The organism is uncultured Citricoccus sp. (genome assembly GCF_937871995.1).
Classification (GTDB): Bacteria; Actinomycetota; Actinomycetes; order Actinomycetales; family Micrococcaceae; genus Citricoccus.
On record NZ_CALMQR010000016.1, the window covers coordinates 63,809 to 81,872 of the forward strand.

Consider the following 18,064-nt stretch of genomic DNA (forward strand, 5'->3'; position numbering starts at 1 on the left):
TCGACCGCTCGCGCGGTCGGTGGGCCGGCTCCGGTCGCCGTGCGGTGAGCGGGTCAGCCCTCGACGGGGTCGGCGTCCGGGGGCGTGGCGTCCGGTGCCTCGAAGGGCGCATCGTCCGGCCCCACGAAGGGGATGACCTCGGCGTCACCCGTGGAGGGGCTGCCCGTCCAGGACCCGCCCTCCAGGCTGTAGACCACGCACTGGACGGTGCGGTCACCCTCGGCCCAGGCCCGCTCCGTGGGCCGGAACGTGTACACGTCCCAGCCTGAGGACTCGTACGGCTCCCCGACGTAGTCCTCGAACACCGTCCCCAGGCACTCATCCTCGGGCTCGAGCCAGAGGTGTTCCCGGTCCTCGCCGGGGAACTCGGCCACGGACTCGGGCACGGTGACCACGTGGAGCAACTCGGAGTCGTGTTCCTCGGCGCAGTCCACGGTGGTCACGGCGTTGCCCACGTCCTCGAACCCGTTGAAGCAGTCCCCGACGGCCAGGCCGGTGATGTCGGTGCGATCCGGGTTGATCTCCACGCCGAACCCGCGGGCGAACTCGTCCACCTCGTCGGGAACGGCGGTACAGCCGGTGAGGGCCAGTGATGCAGCAGCCAGTCCGGCGGCGAGGGCGGCCAGGCCGGGCCACGGAAGCGGCCCACGCCGCGGCGATGTCATGGAGGGAGCATACGGCCAGATCAGGGCCCGGATGCCGGATCGCGGTACGGTGACGTCGTGGGTGAACGTCACGGCCGTGTTGCCAGGAACGCGGCACACCGCTAAGGTGTGAGCGCAGTCACAACCGAAGAGCCGTTGAGTGCGGCGGGAGAGTCCCGTCCAGCAGCACCGGTCGGGCGCCGTAGGAGCAAATCCTCCCCAGGAAACTCTCAGGCCCCCGTACCGCCGCATCGAGGCACATCTGGAAAGTAGCGCGGCATCCTCCGCGTTCGCCGAAGGAGCAAGTCCCGCCCGGGTGGGATGGAAACTCTCAGGCCGAGCTACAGATCGGGGAGGAACACACGGACCGCGCGGGGACACCGCGCAGAAGCCTGGAGTTCCCTCATGCCGATCACCCCCGTTCTTCCGGATGCCCTCGACCTGCCCGACGCCACCCTCACCGACCGTGCGGTCGGTCCGGGCCGGTACGCGGCCGTGACTGCCGCCCACCCGGACCTCGACCCGATCGGAGCCGGGCGCTGAGGCCCGGGACAACACCATGAGCATCAGCGTCTTCGACCTGTTCACCGTCGGCATCGGTCCCTCCAGTTCGCACACCGTCGGCCCCATGCGGGCCGCGCGCCGGTTCGCCGAGACCCTGGTCGCCGGGGATCTCCTGGAACGCACCGCCGACCTGCGGTTGGACATCTACGGATCCCTCGCGGCCACCGGTCGCGGACACGGCACCTTCACCGCGATCCTGCTCGGGCTGGAGGGCTACGACCCGGAGCTCATCCTGCCCGACCAGGTTGAGGAGCGTCTGGCCGACATCGACTCCACCGGCACCCTGCGCCTGTGCTCCGCCCTCGGGGCGGGCAAGGACCTGCCCTACGGGGTGGAGGACATGGTGCAGCACCCGCTGACCGTGCTCGACCGGCACACCAACGGCATGCGGTTCCAGGCGCTGGACGCCGAGGGCTCCGTCCTGGCGGACGAGACCTGGTTCTCCGTGGGTGGCGGCTTCATCGTCCAGGAGGGTGAGGAGGACGCCGGCGGGGACCAGCAGGATGGGTCCGGGGCCACGGTGCCCCACCCGTTCAGCACCGCCCAGCAACTGCTCGAGCACTGCCACGCCACCGGGATGGACATCAGCGAGGTGATGCTGGCCAACGAGCGGACCCGGCGCACCGAGGACGAGATCCGCGCCGGGCTGCTGCACATCTGGACCGTGATGGAGGAGTGCAAGGACTCGAGCCTGCGGCGCACCGGCCTGCTGCCGGGCGGACTGAACGTCGCACGCCGGGCCCCGGAGTGGCACCGTCGCCTGCGTGAAGAGGACCCGGACCGGGACCCGAAGTTCTGGCAGGAGTGGGTCAACCTGGTCGCGCTGGCGGTCAACGAGGAGAACGCCTCGGGCGGCCGGGTCGTCACCGCCCCCACCAACGGGGCCGCCGGCATCATCCCGGCGGTGCTGTTCTACGCCACCCACTACTCCCCGGCGGCCCTCGACGCGGCCGCCCAGGGGCCCGAGGCGCTCCGCGTCGCGCGGGAGCAGATCGTCACCCGGTTCCTCCTGGCCGCCGCGGCGGTGGGCGTGCTGTACAAGGAGCAGGCCTCCATCTCGGGCGCCGAGGTGGGCTGCCAGGGTGAGGTCGGTTCGGCCTCCTCCATGGCGGCCGCCGGCCTGGCGGAGGTCCTCGGCGGTTCGCCCGCCCACGTGGAGAACGCCGCGGAGATCGCCATGGAGCACAACCTGGGCCTGACCTGTGACCCCATCGGCGGACTCGTGCAGATCCCCTGCATCGAGCGCAACGCGATCGCCGCGGCCAAGGCGATCAACGCGGCCAAGATGGCGATGTGGGGTGACGGCACCCACCGGGTCAGCCTGGACGAGGTCATCGTCACCATGCGCGAGACTGGTAAGGACATGAGTCACAAGTACAAGGAGACGGCCCTCGGAGGACTGGCCGTCAACGTCGTCGCCTGCTGACGCGTCACACGTCCGGGGCCTCGCGCGCCGGTCACGACTCCGGATCACCGACCCGGAGCCATCCCAACCCCACCCGCAGATCACACCTGGGAAGAGGCTCCAGCATGAGCGAAACCCCTCAGTCGCCCCATCTCGAACGGGCACTGTCCAACCGGCACATCCAGCTGATCGCCATCGGCGGAGCCATCGGCACCGGCCTGTTCATGGGCTCGGGGAAGACCATCTCGGTGGCCGGGCCCTCGGTGATCTTCGTCTACATGATCATCGGCTTCATGCTGTTCTTCGTCATGCGCGCCATGGGCGAGCTGCTGCTGAGCAACACGGACTACAAGAACTTCGCCGACTTCGCCGGTGACCTTCTCGGGCCCTGGGCCGCGTTCTTCACCGGGTGGACCTACTGGTTCTGCTGGGTCGTCACCGGGATCGCGGACGTCGTCGCCATCGCCTACTACGTCTCCTTCTGGTGGCCCGACCTGCCCCTGTGGATCCCCGCGATCGCCTGCATCGCGTTGCTGCTGGGCCTGAACCTGCCCACGGTGAAGGCCTTCGGCGAGACCGAGTTCTGGTTCGCCCTGATCAAGATCGTGGCGATCGTGGCCCTGATCGTCATCGGCCTGGTCATGATCATCACCGGGTTCGAGAACGATGGCGTCCAGGCCAGCTTCGACAACATCTGGACGCACGGCGGCATGTTCCCCACCGGCTTCATGGGCTTCGTCGCCGGGTTCCAGATCGCCGTCTTCGCCTTCGTCGGCATCGAGCTCGTGGGGACCGCGGCCGCCGAGACCAAGGACCCGGAGAAGAACCTGCCCCGGGCGATCAACTCCATCCCGATCCGCATCCTGCTGTTCTACGTCGGCGCGCTGATCATCTTCATGGCCGTCCGGCCCTGGACCACCTACAGCGCCGACGAGTCTCCCTTCGTGGCCATGTTCGCCCTGGCCGGACTGGCCGGTGCCGCCGGCGTGGTGAACTTCATCGTGCTGACCTCCGCCGCCTCCTCGGCCAACGCCGGCATCTACTCCACGTCCCGCATGGTCTACGGCCTGGCGCAGACCGGCGAGGCACCCCGGCAGTTCGGCCGGCTCTCCAAGCGGCACGTGCCGCGCAACGCCCTGCTGTTCTCCTGCGTGTTCCTGCTCGGGGGCGTGGTCCTGCTCTATGCCGGAGCCGGCGTGTCGGAGGCCTTCACCCTGGTCACGACGATCTCCGCGCTGTGCTTCATGTTCGTGTGGTCCATCATCATGGTCAGCTACATCGTGTACCGGTTCCGCCGCCCCCACCTGCACCAGGCGAGCTCGTTCAAGATGCCGGGGGCATCGTTCATGCCCTTCGTGGTGCTGGCGTTCTTCGGCTTCGTGATCTGGGCCCTGACCACCCAGCCGGACACCCTGGCCGCGCTGCTCTTCACGCCTATATGGTTCATCGCTCTGGGCATCGGGTACCTCGTCCTGCGCCGCAACCCCAAGCACGGCGAGCTGCGCGCCGAGCACGACGCCAAGGTCATGCTGGAGAAGGAGCACCGGGAGGCCTTCCTGAAGGAGCAGGCCACGCGGGAACCCACCCCGATGCGCTGAGCCCGCACGACGGCCCGCGACGGCCGGCGGAGACCGAACGCCCCCGGGACGCCCCCGGGGGCGTTCGGCCGTCAGTCCTCGGGACCCGGTTCCAGGCGCCGGGCCAGGGCCCGCATCTCGGCGGCGCTGTCCAGGGCCTGCCGGGCCGCGCTGAACCCGGCCTCCTCCAGGGCCCTGGCCTCCGCCTCCATGCGATCGGCCTGCTCGTAGAGGGCGACGGCGGCCAGGGTGCGTTCACGCCGGTCCAGCTGGCCGCGCCGCTCGATCGCGGCCCTCTCCTCCCGGACGTCGCGCATGCTCGACCACGTCAGCAGCGAGGCGCCCACGGCGACGAACAGGATCAGCAGAAGGACCACGAGCGCGGGAAACATCGGCCTCTTTCGTCCGCAGGGCACAGGGACGCCTCCAGTGTCCCGCTCCGGGCGCTCTCGCAACAGGGGAGGCGTCACCGAACCCAGGGACGCACGCCACGCGGGACAGGGCTCAGCCGCGCAGCGTCACCAGGGTGCCCAACGCCCGCACGGCCAGGTCCCGGGCCCCGGTGTGGCGGGTCCGGTTGCTGACCCGGGCCATCAGTGCCGAGGCCCGCACGATCCGCTGGGTCGGTGCGCGCCGGGCGGTGTCATAGCGGCGCAGGCCCTCGGCGACGGTCTGGGCGTCCACCAGGGACTCGGCCAGCACCAGTCCGTCGGTCAGCGCCTCCCCACCCCCGCGGCCCAGGTGCGGCAGCATCGCGTGCGCGGCGTCGCCCACCAGCACCGTGCCGGCCGAGACGTAGGAGGGCATCGGTTGCGACCACTTCAGCCGGCGGCGGTCGATCGACGCGGGGGAGACGGCGTCGAGCACCCGTTGCACGCCGGCGTGCCAGCCGGCGAACTCCCGGCGCAGCACGGTCAGCGGGTCCTGGGCCCGGGAGCCGGCCCGCTCCAGCGGCAGGCACGCGTACCAGTTGGTGCCGCCGCCGGGGAACGGGCTGGTCCCGAACAGCAGTTCCGCACCCCACGTCTCGTCGGCGCCCCCGCTGGGCACCGGAGCCACGCCGCGGAAGGCGACCAGGCCGGCGTCGGACACGCGGGCTGCCGGGAACGCCGCGGCGCGCACGGCGCTGTTGATCCCGTCCGCGCCCACGACGACGTCCGCCGGCGGGGCGGGGGCGTCAGGGCCCACGGGGGTGGAGAAGCGCACGGTGCCCTTGGGCAGCCCGGCGAGCAGTGCCTCGAGGAGGGTCATCCGCGGGACCAGGTGCAGGCCGGGGCCCCGGCCGCGGAGACTGACCTGGGCCAGGACGGTGCCGTCGGGACGCAGGATCCGGCCGCCGGAGACGCCGCTGGAGATCCCGTCGGTCGCCTCGCCGGAGGTCCCGACGCCGGGGCCCGCCGGGCCGCTGCCGGCCGCCGGGGCCAGCCGCTCGGCGACGCCGAGGGAGACCAGGGTGCGCCAGGCGCCGGGCCAGATGCCCAGCTGGGTCCCGGCCGTGGAGAGGGACCGTTCGCGTTCCAGGACGGTGACGTGCCACCCGGCGTGGTGCAGGGCGGTGGCGGTGGCCAGTCCGGCGATGCCCGCGCCGACGATCGTGGCGGTGTTCATGCGCTCAGTGTGGCAGTCCCGGACCCGCCGCCAGTCCGTGCACCGCCTGGAACACGGCGCCCATCCTCGCGTCTGCCTCGACCTGGCTGAGGAAGATGACGATCGTGCCGTCCGGATCGATGAGGAAGGTCGTGCCCTGGCCGCCGGACCAGCCCAGGCGCCCGGGATGGTCCCCGGAGGTCTCCACGGAGATGCCGTATCCCCACCCGGTCGTGTCCCAGAACCCGGTGATCATGCTCTCGGGGGTCTTGGCCTGCGGGGCCACCTGGTCGCGGGTCATCTCGGCCACGAGCGCGGCGTCCAGGAACCGGTGTCCCGCATGCCGTCCACCGTCGGCGAGCATGCGCGCGAACCGCAGGTAGTCCCGGGCCGTGGAGACGAGCTCGCCGTGGGCGGTGTCGAAGGCCGGCTCGCCCACGTAGAAACCCCCGCCGAGCGGTTCGGTCTCCCGCAGCTCCCCGTCCACGCGGCGGAAGGCGGCCGGCAGGCGGGAGGCCTTCTCCGGCGGCACCCACAGGGAGGTGTCCTCCATCCCCAGGGGTGAGAAGAGCACGCGGTCCAGGTGGTCCTGGAGTGCCACGCCGGCCATCCGCTGCAGCAGGATGCCGAGCACGCTGAAGCCGTGGTGGTAGCGGAAGCCCTCCCCGGGCTGGTGCGCCAGCGGCAGGGTGGCCAGGCACCGCAGCCATTCGTCGGCGCCCACGTCCACCGTCTGGTCCGGGCTGGCGGAGACCCCCAGGTCCACCATGCGCCGGGCCAGGGGAGAGTCCGTCATCTCCATGCCGTAACCGCCGCCGTTGACCAGCAGGTCCCGCACGGTGATCTCGCGGTCCGCGGGCACGACGTCGGACAGCTCGGCATCGTGGGCCCGCAGCACCGTGCGCTCGGCCAGTTCGGGCAGCCACCGCAGGACGGGGTCCTCCAGGGAGAGCTCGCCCTCCTGCACCGCGATGAGGGTCGCCGCGGCGGTGAGGGGCTTGGTCATGGACTGGATGCGCATGAGCGCATCCGGGCGCATGGGTGGGCCGTCCTCGGCCATGGATCCGGCGCACACCACCGTGGAGCCCTCCCAGGATGTGCCGGCGCCGCTGACGACGAGGAGGGCCCCGGGCACCGTTCCGTCCTCGACGAGCCGTTGCAGGAACTCCTCGAGGGGTGCGGCGGTCCCGGCCGTGTCGGTGGTCCCGGTCATGGTCTCCTCCGTCCCCGCGCGCTTTTGACGTGCGCTCCGCGTCCGAGGAGCGTACCGACCGCCGCGGACGGGCCGGAAGGCCTCAGGGCGAGCGCAGGTGCGCTCGCCGCCCGGCCACGGCGGCCACCACGAGCACCGCGGCGACGGAAGCGGTGACGCCGAACAGCCCGGACCACTGGCCCGCGTCCGCGAAGGGACCGGCGGCCAGGGTGCCCACGGCGCTGCCGGCGAACAGGGAGGCGGCGAACAACGCGACGGCGGTGCCGCGCAGGGCGGGCAGCACCTCGGTGGCCCAGGCCTGCAGGGAGGTGTGCAGCAGCGCCCACGTCCAGCCGAGCAGCAGCGCGGCGGCCACCACAGTGCCCACCGAGACGTGGACGGCGACGGCGGCGTACCCGGCCACCAGCCCCGCCCCGCCGAGGGCCATGATCACCGGCCGGGACAGGCGCCGGGCCAACGGGCGGACGAGCCGGCTCGAGACCAGGGTGGACAGGCCGTAGCTGGCCACGGCCAGTCCGGCGGTGGTCGCGTCCAGGCCCTGGTCCTGCAGGGCGGGGGCGAGCAGGGTGAGGATGCCGAGCACCACGGCGCCCTCGGTGAACACCAGGACCATGATCAGCAGCATCCACCGGTCGGACAGCGCCGTGGTGATCGCGCGCCACAGCCCGGTGGGTTCCGCGAGGCCGGGGTCGGGCCGGCCGCGCAGGGCGAGCAGGCAGAACAGGGCGAGCACGGGCGGGATCGCGAACATCAGCCGCCAGCCCACGGTCTCGCCGATGAAGCCGGCCGCGGCGGTGGCCAGCGCGGTGCCGACGGCGACCGCGGACATGTTGTCCGCCAGCGCGCCGTGCCGGTGCGGGCCGGGGACGGTGTCCCCGATGTACGTGATGGCGGTGGGGATGATCCCGCCGAAGAAGACCCCGGTCAGGGCGCGGGCCACGATCAGCAGGGCGAGGTTCGGCGCCAGGGCCGAGAGGATCCCGGTGACCGCGGCGCCGAGCAGCGCCACGCGCATCAACCGCATCCGGCCGAACCGGTCGGACAGGGTGCCCCACACCGGTTGCGTGAACCCGTAGGCCAGGAAGTAGACGCCGGCCACCGCCAGGGCCTGGGCGAGGGAGGCGCCCAGGTCCGTGGCGAGCACGACCAGCAGCGGGGAGACCGCGAAGCGGTCGAAGCTGGAGGTGAAGGAGGCCAGGGCGACGCCGGCCGGCGGCCGGATGGGGCGGGGGCCGGCGTCGTGGTCCGCCGGGACGGGCTGCGGTGCGGAGCGCGGAAGGGGAGGGGTCACAACAGGCCAAGGTACGCGATGGCCGTTCGGGCACCTCGCAGGATCTCGTCCCGGCGTGGACCACGCTCTACCAACAGGGCTGGTTCTCCTTCGATGAGCTCGTGCAGTTCCATGGCTTCGACCAGGTGGGGCCTACTCCTGCACGTCCACCACGAGTCCCTCCAGGCCCTTGTCCGCATCGGCGATGATCCCGGCCTCCTCGGTGGCCTGGGCGCCGCGTTCCATGGCCTGGTCCGGGAAACCCCAGCCGAACTTCGTCAGGATCATCGTCTTCGCCGTGGCCGGATCGATCTCCGTGAAGTTGGACAGCTCGGTGCGGAACTCCTCCGGGTTCTCGGTGGCGTACTCCTGGGATCTCTTGACGACCTCAACGAAATCCTTGACGAACTGGGGGTCCTCCGCCCACTTCTGCTCCGAGGTGAGGTAGACCGCCGTCACGAACTCGGGGTCCACGTCGATGTACGGGTCGGCGATCAATCGGTGGCCGGCATCCTTGGCGTTGCCGAGGAAGGGCTCCGAGGTCGAGATGGCGTCCACGTCGCCGCGTTCCATGGCCGGTTGCATGTCCGGCAGCGGGAGCTCCAGGAAGTTCACCGTGTCCGGGTCGCCACCAGCCTTCTTGACGGACTGCCTGATGGCCGCCTCGTGCAGGCCCTTCACGGCGTTCACCGCCACGGACCTGCCCTCCAGGTCCCCGGCGTCCTCGATCGTGGAGTCCTCGGGGACGACGATGCCCCCGTGGTCTGCTCCGGGCTCACCCGTGGTCCGCCCGCCCTCGGCGACGGCGATGACGGGCAGGCCCTTCTCCCGGGCCTGGAAGGCATTGACGCTGCCGGTGTAGACGACGTCGTACTGATCCTGCAGCAGGGCCGGGATGGAGACCGAGCTGCCCGGGGTGAACTGGATGTCGATCGTCATCCCCTTCTCGGCGAAGAAGCCCTTCTCCTCGCCCAGATAGATGGCCGCCACGTCGACCACGGGGACGGCGGCCACGTGGACGGTCTGCAGGTCGCCGTCGGGGGTGTCCGATGAGCCGGCCTGGGAGGCGGTAGGAGCGTCCGCCCCGGCCGCGGCGCTGGAGGACGTCGCTGCCCCGGAGGGGCTGCCGGAACCGCAGCCGGTGAGCAACAGCATGGACGCGGCCACCGTGGCGAGCGCGACGTGGGTTCTCTTCATGGCTACCTGCCTTCAGGGTCACAGCAATGGGCGTCACAACTTGAGTTGCAATTGCAACGAGTGTCGCACCTCACATACGATTCGACAAGTACCCCTCACCGTGACGTCGGCTCCGCGGGCCTTGGCTGCGGGGGCGACGAGGAAGCCTGTTCAGGGAAGGAGGCGCAGTTCAGGAACCGTGCAGCGACGGCGGGTTGTTCATGAGCGGGATGTTCTCGTACATCCGGCGCAGGAACGACTGCAGTTGTGCCCGTTCCTCGGTGGTGAACCCGTGGACCATCAGGTCGGCCCGCTCGAGTGCGACGGGCAGGACCGCGTCATGGACCTCCGCGCCCTTGGCGGTCAGGTACAGGCGGCGGCGGGGGCCATCCTGCTCCCAGCAGATGAGGTCCTTGTCCCTCAGGCGCTGGAGCCGACGGCTGACCACCGACTTGTCCAGGGCGACCTGTTCCGAGACGTCCACCGCCTGGCACCCCGGGCGGTTGGACAGGGTGGACAGGATGGCGAAGTCCGGGGAGGTGACACCGAAGCGCTCGTTGTAGATGCGGGATCCACCCCAGACGTGGGCGTTGTCCACCAGGGACAGGTAGGCCGGGGTGAACGTCTCCCGGTCGATCGTGTGATCGAGAGGGGTGCGAATCGGTTCGGAGGGCATGTGGCCCATCCAACCACCAGTGAGAACCGTTCCAGACCGAAGGGCACCATGAAGAAGCTCATCAACAATCCGCGCTCCGTCGTCGTCGAGTCGCTGTCCGGGCTGGTGCGGTTGAACCCGCACCTGCGCCTCCTGGAGGGCACCCGGACCGTGGTGGACGCGGGGGCTGCCGGGCGTGGGACCGTGGCGGTCCTCTCCGGCGGCGGGGCGGGTCACGAACCGGCCCACGCCGGGTTCGTGGGTCCCGGCATGCTCACCGGGGCCGTGTCCGGCGAGGTGTTCACGTCACCTTCGGTGGACGACGTCCTCGTGGGAATCCGCGCCGTGGATTCCGGCGCCGGGGTCCTGCTCGTGGTCAAGAACTACACCGGGGACCGGTTGAACTTCGGTCTGGCGGCGGAGATCGCCCGTGCCGACGGCATCGACGTCCGGATGGTGGTCGTGGCCGACGACGTGGCACTGGGCGAGTCGGTGGACCATGCGGGTCACCGCGGGATCGCCGGCACGGTCCTCGTGCACAAGGTCGCCGGGGCGGCCGCCGCGGCGGGACTGGGCCTGGACGCCGTGGCCGACGCCGCGCAGAGGGCCTCTGGGGGCCTCGCCACCATGGGCGTGGCCCTCGGTTCGTGTACGGTCCCGGCAGCCGGCACGCCCAGTTTCGAGCTCGGCGGGGAGGAGGTCGAGTGGGGCCTCGGCATCCACGGTGAGCAGGGCGTGGAGCGGTCCGGGGTGTCCTCCGCCTCGGAAACCGTGGACCGCCTGCTGACGGCCTGCCTGGCCGCCGGGCGGGCGGCCGAGGGGCAGCCCGTGGCCCTGCTGGTCAACAACCTGGGCGGCAGCTCGGCCATGGAGGTGTCCGTGGTCACCGACGCCGCACTGTCCTGGCTCCAGGCCCGGGGCGTCACCGTGGCCAGGGCCTGGTCCGGGGCGTTCCTCACTGCCATGGAGATGCCCGGGGTCTCGCTGTCCGTGGTGGCCGTGGACGAGGACCTGCTGGGGTACCTGGACGCACCCGTCCGGACCGCTGCCTGGCCCACGGGATCGGGCGAGATCAACCCGTCCCCGAACCTCGCGGCACCGGTGGCGGAGTCCGCGGCCCGCGAGGGGGCGGAGCTGTCCGGTCCGGGGCGCTTCATCCTGGAGGCGGTCCTGGAGGCGCTCGAGCGTGCGGAACCCGAACTGACCGCCATGGACCAGCAGGTGGGCGACGGCGACCTCGGCCATAGCCTCGAGCGTGGCGCCCGGACGGTGCGTGAGGAGGGCGCGGCCCTGCCGGCCCGTCCGGACCGATTGTTGCGCCGGATCTCAGCACTGGCCCGCAGGAGCATCGGGGGCACGTCGGGACCCCTGTACGCGGTCTTCCTGCTCAAAGCCTCCGAGGCGCTGCACGGCATCGAGGAACCGCAGGCCGGGGACTGGGCCCGGGCGCTGACCCGGGGGCTGGAGGGGATCCAGGACCTCGGTGGGGCGAGGCCCGGGGACCGGACCATGCTGGATGCCCTGGCGCCGGCGGCCGGGGCCCTGGCCGATGCCGCCGACCAGCCGCTGGCGACGGCGCTCCGGGCGTCCGCGGAGGCTGCCCGGTCCGGGGCCGAGGCGACGGCGGACATGGCGCCGCGGATGGGTCGGTCCAGTTATGCGGGGGACCGGGTCAGGGGACACGTGGACCCGGGCGCCTGGGCCGTGCACCTCTGGCTGGCGGCCGCGGCGCAGGCCGCCGCGACGGTGGACGCGACGGTGGACGTGGAGCCCTCCGCGCGTCCCTCATGACCGCCCACCGGACCCGTCTATGGAGTCCGGTGGGTGCGGGTCACCTCAGCGTCGCGCGCATCGGGAGAGAGGTGTAACCGCGCAGCCAGTGGTTGACCTTCGGCACCGGTTCACCGGTGAGCTCGAAGGACCGGACTCGTGTGGCGAAGGCCCTCAGCAGGCTCTCGGCCTCCATCCGGGCCATCATCTGGCCCACGCACGCGTGGATCCCGTATCCGAAGGCCGCGTGGCCCCGGACGTCCCGGGTGATGTCGAACTCGGTGGGCCGGTCCCACGCGCGGGGATCCCGGTTGGCCGCGCTGACGCAGTTGATGACCTTCTGCTCCGGCTCGAGCACCACGCCGCCGAGCTCCGTGCGGATGCCCACCGTGCGACCGATGTAGGGGCTGGGGGCGTGATAGCGCAGGGTCTCCTCGAAGACTGCGCGAGCCTTCGACGGGTCCGCCGAGAAGGCCTCCCACGCCGCCGGGGTGCGGGACAGGGCCAGCAGGGCGTTGCCGATCCCGAGCATCGTGGTGTCCAGCCCCGCGGACAGGAAGGTGCGGACCAGCAGCCCGGCCGACTCCTCGGTGATCGTGCCCGCGTCGGCGGCGGCGAAGATCCTGCCGGCGAGCCTGGACTCGTCGATGTTCTCCCGGCGCATCTGCCAGTCGACGTACTCCTTCGCCTCGCTGGCCTGGGCCACGGCCTCCTCGTACAGGGCATCCTTCGGTCCCATGGCCTGGAAGTTGAGGTTGGCGTACGTCAGCAGGTGCTGCCGCCCCTCCGGTGCCAGCCCGACGGCGTCCGGCAGCACCCGGAGGGGGTACGCCTCTGCCAGGTCCGTGACGGCATCGAACTCACCGCGGCTGCAGACCTCGTCCACCACGTCGAAGGCGGCGGCCTGGAACTCCTCCTGGAGCTGCTTCACCACCTTCAGGGACAGCACGGAGTTCATGACCTTGCGGGTCACGGTGTGCTGGGGCCGGTCCTGTTCCAGGATCGCGCTCGCGGTACGCCAGTTCTGTTCCCGCGCGGTATTGGTCAGCCCGGTGCCGTGGGAGGAGATGAAGACCTCGTGGTTCTCGAAGATCTCCTGCACCAGTTCGGCCCGTCCCGTGGCCCAGACGCCGTGGGACTCCAGCCACACCAGGGGGCCGGCCTCCCGAATGACGTCCTCCACGGGGAAGGGGTCCTTCAGCGAGGCGACGGAGAACGGGTCCACGTCCAGGGTCGGGGTGCCTCCCGCGATGGCGGTCATGGGTCTTCTCTTTCAGCCGGGCGATCACTTCAAGTTGCAATTGCAACTCAGTGTTGCACGGCTCACTCCGTCAGGCAACGTCTTCGGGCTCCGTGGGAGCCGCGTCCGCTCGCAGGAGCGTCGTCGCGGCCTCACGCCGGGTGGCGATCGCCTGGATGCGGGGCTCGAGGGAGGCGTGCAGGAAGTTCACCAGTTCGGTGACGCGGCGTGGCGGGCGGCGGCGTTCCGCCGGGGCGAGCCAGGTCATGTACACCGTGACCCGTTCCGCGTCGACGAGGGGGATCTCCACGACCTCGTGACCGTCCACGGTCCACGGTGAGGCGTCGGGTTGGACGAGGACGGAGATACCGAGCCCCTTGCCGACCAGTGCCCGGGTCAGCGGCAGGGACGAGGTCACCCAGGCGATCCTCGGGTCGTTCTCCGTCAGTTCCAGGACGCGCCGGGTGTTGAGCATGCTCGGGGCATCGCCGAGCAGGATCAGCGGTTCCTCGGCGATGTCGGCCTTCGTCAGTTCCTGCCGGCCCGCCAACCGGTGCCCTGCCGGGAGCAGGACATGGGTGGGCCGGGTGAGCACCGGTTGGTGGCTGATGCCCTCGGGTGTCTCCAGAAGGTAGGTGAAACCCACGTCGATGGTCCCCGCCGTCAGGCCCGCCAGGAGGTCTGCGTGTCGCACCTCCTCGAAGGACAGCTCCACACCGGGATGTTCCGCCGCGAAGTCCCCCAGGATCGTCGGCAGGATGTAGGGCGCCAGGGTCTGGTAGATGCCCACGGTGAGGGGACCGCGCAGGTGGCCGTCCCTCTCCTGCAGGACGCGGCCGGCCTCGTCTGCCGCCCGCAGGATGGCGCGGGCCTCACGATGCAGTTGACGCCCGGCCGCCGTCGGCCACACGCCGTGGGCCCTGCGGCGGACCAGCAGGTGCTGGCCGATCTGCCGCTCGAGCTCGTCGACGGCGGCGGACACCGACGACTGGGCCGTCGTCAGCTCCCGTGCGGCCGCGGACAGCGAACCGGCGCGGACGACGGCGTCGAAGACCTCGAGCTGTCGCAGGGTGAAGGGGAGGGGCACGGTCATCCTTTATCGACTCAACCGATGATGATTCCCTGATCTTTCCTGTTGTCGCGATGTGCTGTCCAGCGGACGATGGAGCGAAAGGCCCATCAATCCCCGCGGCCGCCCGTGCACTGCCCGGACGGGTCCGCGCACTCCAGGAGGCGGCATGCCCACCATCACGTATCACCAGGCCGACGGCCAGACCCAGGTCGTCGAGCTGGAGAAGCCGGCCCGCATCATGCAGGCGGCCTTGAGGAACGATGTGCCCGGGATCGTGGGGGAGTGCGGCGGCCAGGCGATGTGCGCCACCTGTCACGTCTACGTCCACGAGGACTACGTGGACGCGCTCCCGGAGATCGGGGAGGACGAGGAGGAGATGCTCGAGGTCACGGCCGCCGAGCGCGATGCCCGGCGTAGCCGGCTGGGGTGCCAGATCGAGGTCGGCACCCCTGGCCTGGAGTGTATTGAGGTCGACGTTCCTGACGAGCAGGTCTGAGCCGTGACCGAGACGCTGAACGGACACGTGAACGAGACCTCCTCGACCGCCCCCCGGGTCGACACCGCTGCGGACACCCCCGGTGTGGTCATCATCGGCGGTGGCCAGGCCGGCCTGCAGGCCGCGGCGTCGCTGCGGGACGAGGGGTTCGAAGGCTCGGTGACGATCGTGGCGGAGGAGCCGGGACTGCCCTATCAGCGGCCGCCGCTGTCCAAGGACTACCTCAGGCCCCGCCCGGAGGGCACGCCGGCGGAGCCGTTGCCGCTGCGTGGCCCGGGGTTCTGCGCGGAGCGGGGGATCACCCTGCTCGCCGGGGTCACCGCCACGGCCGTGGACCGGGTGACCAAGACCGTGCACATGGCGGACGGCACCGAGCTGCGCTACCAGTCCCTGGTGTTCGCCACCGGTGCCCGCAACCGTCAGTTGACCACGCCGGGCGTTGAGCTGCCGGGGATTCACGGGCTGCGCACCGTGGCCGATGCCCAGGCCCTGGGGGCAGCCCTGGGCGCCGCGCGGGACGTCGTGGTGATCGGCGCCGGGTTCATCGGCCTGGAGTTCGCGACGGCGGCCCTGGAGCGCGGCTGTCACGTCACCGTCCTGGAGTTCGCCCCGCGTCCGATGGGCCGGGCGCTCACCCCCGTGCTCGGGGACTGGTTCGCCGGCGCGCACCGGGGCCTGGGTATCGACCTGCGGCTGGGGGAGGGCATCGAGTCCTTCGAGGCCGGGGGCGATGGCCGGGTGGCCGTCGCCGTCTCGACCACGGGGGACCGGTACCCGGCCGACCTGGTGGTGGCCGGCGTCGGGGTCCAGCCCAACGACGGGCTGGCGGCGGCGGCCGGGCTGGAGACCGACAACGGGATCGTGGTCGATGCACACCTGCGCACCCGGGACCGGGATGCGTACGCGATCGGGGACTGTGCGAACTTCCCCTGCGTGCAGGCCGGGAGCCCGTTCAGGCTGGAGTCGGTGCAGAACGCCACCGACCAGGCCCGGCACGTGGCCCGGGTCATCCTCGGCGAGGAGAGCCCGTACACCGAACTGCCGTGGTTCTGGTCCACCCAGGGGCCGTTCCGGCTGCAGATGGCCAACATCGTCCGCCCGGACGACGAGACCCTGGTGGTCGGGGACCCCGAGGCCGCGACGTTCTCGGTGTTCTGTTTCCGGGACGGGATCCTGGCCGCGGTGGAGTCGGTGAACATGCCCGGTGACCACCTCGCGGCCCGCAAGATCCTCGCCCGGGGCATCACGATCACCCGTGAGCAGGCCCTGGCCGAGGGATTCAGCCTCCGGGCCGCCTGGAAGGAACACGCCACCGCACCGGTTCCCGCCTGAGCCCCGGATGCGGGCACCTGGTCATGAGCACCCCGAGGCCCGGACGCGGTACGGCATCGTGTACCCATCCGTCATCACTGAGAGGACTGGTCCGGGCGGGTGCGCAGGGTGCGATGTCCTCTCAGCGATGACAGAGGCTTCATCGGGAAGCCGAGAGAACGCTCCGGGTACGTTTCGCTGCTCTGGCACACACGGCGGCGCCGGCCACTGCCCCCGGCGAGGGGTGATGACCGGCGCCGCACGTGTGTGCCGTAGGGCCTCTGGCCTCAGGCGGCCGGCGGGGCCTCGTCCGCGTCCGGGGCAGGGCCGCCGGCCTTGAGGAGCCCGAGGGCGTGCGGTTCCTGGAAGTTGCGGAGTCCGATGGTGCCCATCTCGCGGCCGATGCCGGACTGCTTGATGCCGCCGAAGGGGGCGCGCTGGTCCAGCAGGGCCGGCCCGTGGGTGTTGTGGAAGACGTAGCCGGCCTGCAACCGGGACCCCACCTCGCGGGCGGTCTGCTCGTCCGCGGTCCACACCGAGTTGCACAGGCCGTACTGCGTGTCGTTGACCATCCGGATGCCGTCCTCGACGTCCTCGAAGGTGATGATCGGGATGGTCGGGCCGAACTGCTCCTCGGTGACCACGCGCAGGGAGGGGTCCGGGTCCAGGACGAGCGAGGGGGGCATGAAGTTGCCCTCCGCCCAGTCGCCCCCGGGCAGCTGCCCGAACTCACGGACGTCGGCGCCGGCGTCCTTGGCCTCCTGGACCAGCTCGGTGACGAACTGCAGCTGGGCCCTCTGGTGGAACGGGCCCATGGTGGTGGCCGGGTCCGAGGCCGGGCCGATCTGCACCTGCTCCAGGCGCCGCGTGAGCTCGGCGACCAGCTCGTCCCGCTTGGAGGAGTGGACGTAGATGCGCTTGGCGTTCATGCACACCTGGCCCGTGGTGCCGAAGATCCCCATGAACAGCAGGTCCAGGCCCTGCTCGGTGAACTCGGCGTCGGGCAGGATCAGGACCGCGTCGTTGCCGCCCAGCTCCAGGGTGACATTGGTCAGGGACTCGGCGGCCATGGCCATGATGCGCTTGCCGCCGCGCACGGAGCCGGTGAAGCAGACCTTGGCCACGTCCTCGTTGGAGACCAGGGCCTCGCCGATCTCGGCGTCCTCGCCGGTGACCACGTTGAGCACCCCGGCCGGCAACCGCTCGGCCATGCGCTGCACGGCGCGGGTGGTGGCCAGCGGGCAGGAGGGCGGCGGCTTGACCACCACGGTGTTCCCGGCCATCAGGGCGTAGGGCAGCGAGGCGCCGAGGATGGCGATGGGCCAGTTGAACGGGACGATGATGGTCACCACGCCCATGGGCTTGTGGGAGACGAGCACCTCGGTGGGCGGGCCGGGCAGGGTCTCGACGGCGTCGACCTCCTCGACCAGGCCGCAGGCGAGCTCGGTGCGCTGGACCAGTCCCATCAGGTCGAAGGTGGACTCGCCCACGACCTTGCCGTTCTCGGCGGACAGGATCGCGGCCTCGGTCTCGGAGTCCTGCATGATCGCGTCCGCGGCCCCGGCCAGGTGTGCCGCGCGTTCTTCGGCGGAGAGACCGGCCCAGGCCGGGAAGGCGGCCTTCGCCGCGGCCACGGCCTCCAGGGCCTGCTCCCGGGTGGCGGCGGCGGCCTCGCCGACCACCTCGGCCGGACGGGCCGGGTTGGTGATCGTCAGCGTGCGCTCCGCCGGATGCTCCCGGCCGCCGTAGAACAGCGGGGTGCGGACCGGGGCCTCGGTCGATGCCGCGGGATGAGGGCTGGTGCTGGTGTCGGTCATGGCGCCTCTTTCGGGACAGGAATAGGCAGGGGGACTGGCGATAAACGAATAGTTACTGATCAGAACCGGGATTCCTCATGAGACAACGTCCCGGCGGAGCGGTGTGCGCAGGCAGCGGCTAAATCACTCTCTCGATAGTGAACCAAGGTGAGCTGGGTCACGTCAAGGGCGCACGGCCGGGAGTGGCGCGCTCGGCGGAGGCGCTCGTGAAGAAGCGTGTGAACCCGCAGGTCGGAGCGCTGTCGAAGAGATTGCGCAGAATTGAGT

16 protein-coding genes and 1 riboswitch are annotated in these 18,064 nt (G+C 71.1%); of the genes, 6 read left to right on the forward strand and 10 right to left on the reverse strand.

Annotation, left to right across the window (positions count from 1 at the left end):
• Positions 1–53 precede the first annotated feature (53 nt).
• Positions 54–665, reverse strand: a complete 612-nt coding sequence (locus Q0283_RS01460; RefSeq protein WP_183529301.1) for a septum formation family protein — start codon at positions 663–665, stop codon at positions 54–56.
• Between the two features lie 135 nt (positions 666–800).
• Positions 801–900: riboswitch (glycine riboswitch) on the forward strand.
• Positions 901–1,049: 149 nt separating this feature from the next.
• Between Q0283_RS01460 and Q0283_RS01465 the strand changes: the two genes are divergently transcribed.
• The 3 genes from Q0283_RS01465 to cycA all read left to right on the forward strand — a co-directional run bounded on the left by Q0283_RS01465 (position 1,050) and on the right by cycA (position 4,211).
• Complete coding sequence (locus Q0283_RS01465) at positions 1,050–1,187, forward strand: hypothetical protein (protein WP_183529299.1); 138 nt, start codon at positions 1,050–1,052, stop codon at positions 1,185–1,187.
• Between the two features lie 16 nt (positions 1,188–1,203).
• Positions 1,204–2,634, forward strand: a complete 1,431-nt coding sequence (locus Q0283_RS01470) for an L-serine ammonia-lyase (protein ID WP_298042139.1) — start codon at positions 1,204–1,206, stop codon at positions 2,632–2,634.
• 104 nt (positions 2,635–2,738) lie between these two features.
• Entirely contained in the window at positions 2,739–4,211 is a 1,473-nt protein-coding gene (gene cycA / locus Q0283_RS01475; protein ID WP_183529294.1) for a D-serine/D-alanine/glycine transporter, read from the forward strand.
• A gap of 71 nt (positions 4,212–4,282) precedes the next feature.
• Here the strand turns inward: cycA and Q0283_RS01480 are convergent, their stop codons facing one another.
• From Q0283_RS01480 to Q0283_RS01505, 6 genes are all read right to left on the reverse strand, one after another.
• On the reverse strand, positions 4,283–4,582 hold the full coding sequence (locus Q0283_RS01480) for a hypothetical protein (RefSeq protein WP_183529292.1): 300 nt from the start codon (positions 4,580–4,582) through the stop codon (positions 4,283–4,285).
• 112 nt (positions 4,583–4,694) lie between these two features.
• On the reverse strand, positions 4,695–5,798 hold the full coding sequence (locus tag Q0283_RS01485; protein WP_183529290.1) for an FAD-dependent oxidoreductase: 1,104 nt from the start codon (positions 5,796–5,798) through the stop codon (positions 4,695–4,697).
• Between the two features lie 4 nt (positions 5,799–5,802).
• Positions 5,803–6,990, reverse strand: a complete 1,188-nt coding sequence (locus Q0283_RS01490) for a serine hydrolase (protein ID WP_183529524.1) — start codon at positions 6,988–6,990, stop codon at positions 5,803–5,805.
• A gap of 82 nt (positions 6,991–7,072) precedes the next feature.
• Positions 7,073–8,281, reverse strand: coding sequence for an MFS transporter (locus Q0283_RS01495; protein WP_298042144.1), 1,209 nt, complete (start codon positions 8,279–8,281; stop codon positions 7,073–7,075).
• Between the two features lie 132 nt (positions 8,282–8,413).
• On the reverse strand, positions 8,414–9,457 hold the full coding sequence (locus tag Q0283_RS01500) for an ABC transporter substrate-binding protein (protein ID WP_183529285.1): 1,044 nt from the start codon (positions 9,455–9,457) through the stop codon (positions 8,414–8,416).
• A gap of 169 nt (positions 9,458–9,626) precedes the next feature.
• Positions 9,627–10,112, reverse strand: coding sequence for a MarR family winged helix-turn-helix transcriptional regulator (locus tag Q0283_RS01505; protein WP_183529283.1), 486 nt, complete (start codon positions 10,110–10,112; stop codon positions 9,627–9,629).
• Between the two features lie 48 nt (positions 10,113–10,160).
• Between Q0283_RS01505 and dhaL the strand changes: the two genes are divergently transcribed.
• Positions 10,161–11,882 (forward strand): dihydroxyacetone kinase subunit DhaL, encoded by a 1,722-nt coding sequence (dhaL, locus tag Q0283_RS01510; protein ID WP_298042148.1) that lies wholly within the window; start codon positions 10,161–10,163, stop codon positions 11,880–11,882.
• A gap of 40 nt (positions 11,883–11,922) precedes the next feature.
• On the opposite strand, the gene Q0283_RS01515 is transcribed toward dhaL, so the two are convergent.
• Both Q0283_RS01515 and Q0283_RS01520 read right to left on the reverse strand, forming a co-directional pair.
• Positions 11,923–13,122, reverse strand: coding sequence for a cytochrome P450 (locus tag Q0283_RS01515; protein WP_183529279.1), 1,200 nt, complete (start codon positions 13,120–13,122; stop codon positions 11,923–11,925).
• A 70-nt stretch (positions 13,123–13,192) separates the two neighbouring features.
• Positions 13,193–14,188 carry a LysR family transcriptional regulator gene (locus Q0283_RS01520; protein WP_183529277.1) on the reverse strand — a complete coding sequence of 332 codons (996 nt, stop codon included), beginning with the start codon at positions 14,186–14,188 and terminating at the stop codon, positions 13,193–13,195.
• Between the two features lie 151 nt (positions 14,189–14,339).
• Here Q0283_RS01520 and Q0283_RS01525 point away from each other — a divergent pair, with 151 nt between their 5' ends.
• Both Q0283_RS01525 and Q0283_RS01530 read left to right on the forward strand, forming a co-directional pair.
• Entirely contained in the window at positions 14,340–14,669 is a 330-nt protein-coding gene (locus Q0283_RS01525; protein ID WP_183529275.1) for a 2Fe-2S iron-sulfur cluster-binding protein, read from the forward strand.
• Between the two features lie 3 nt (positions 14,670–14,672).
• Positions 14,673–16,001: an NAD(P)/FAD-dependent oxidoreductase gene (locus Q0283_RS01530; RefSeq protein WP_298042155.1), complete on the forward strand. Its 1,329-nt coding sequence runs from the start codon at positions 14,673–14,675 to the stop codon at positions 15,999–16,001.
• A 266-nt stretch (positions 16,002–16,267) separates the two neighbouring features.
• Here Q0283_RS01530 and Q0283_RS01535 read toward each other — a convergent pair whose 3' ends face one another.
• Entirely contained in the window at positions 16,268–17,797 is a 1,530-nt protein-coding gene (locus Q0283_RS01535; protein ID WP_298042158.1) for an aldehyde dehydrogenase family protein, read from the reverse strand.
• Positions 17,798–18,064: the final 267 nt, after the last annotated feature.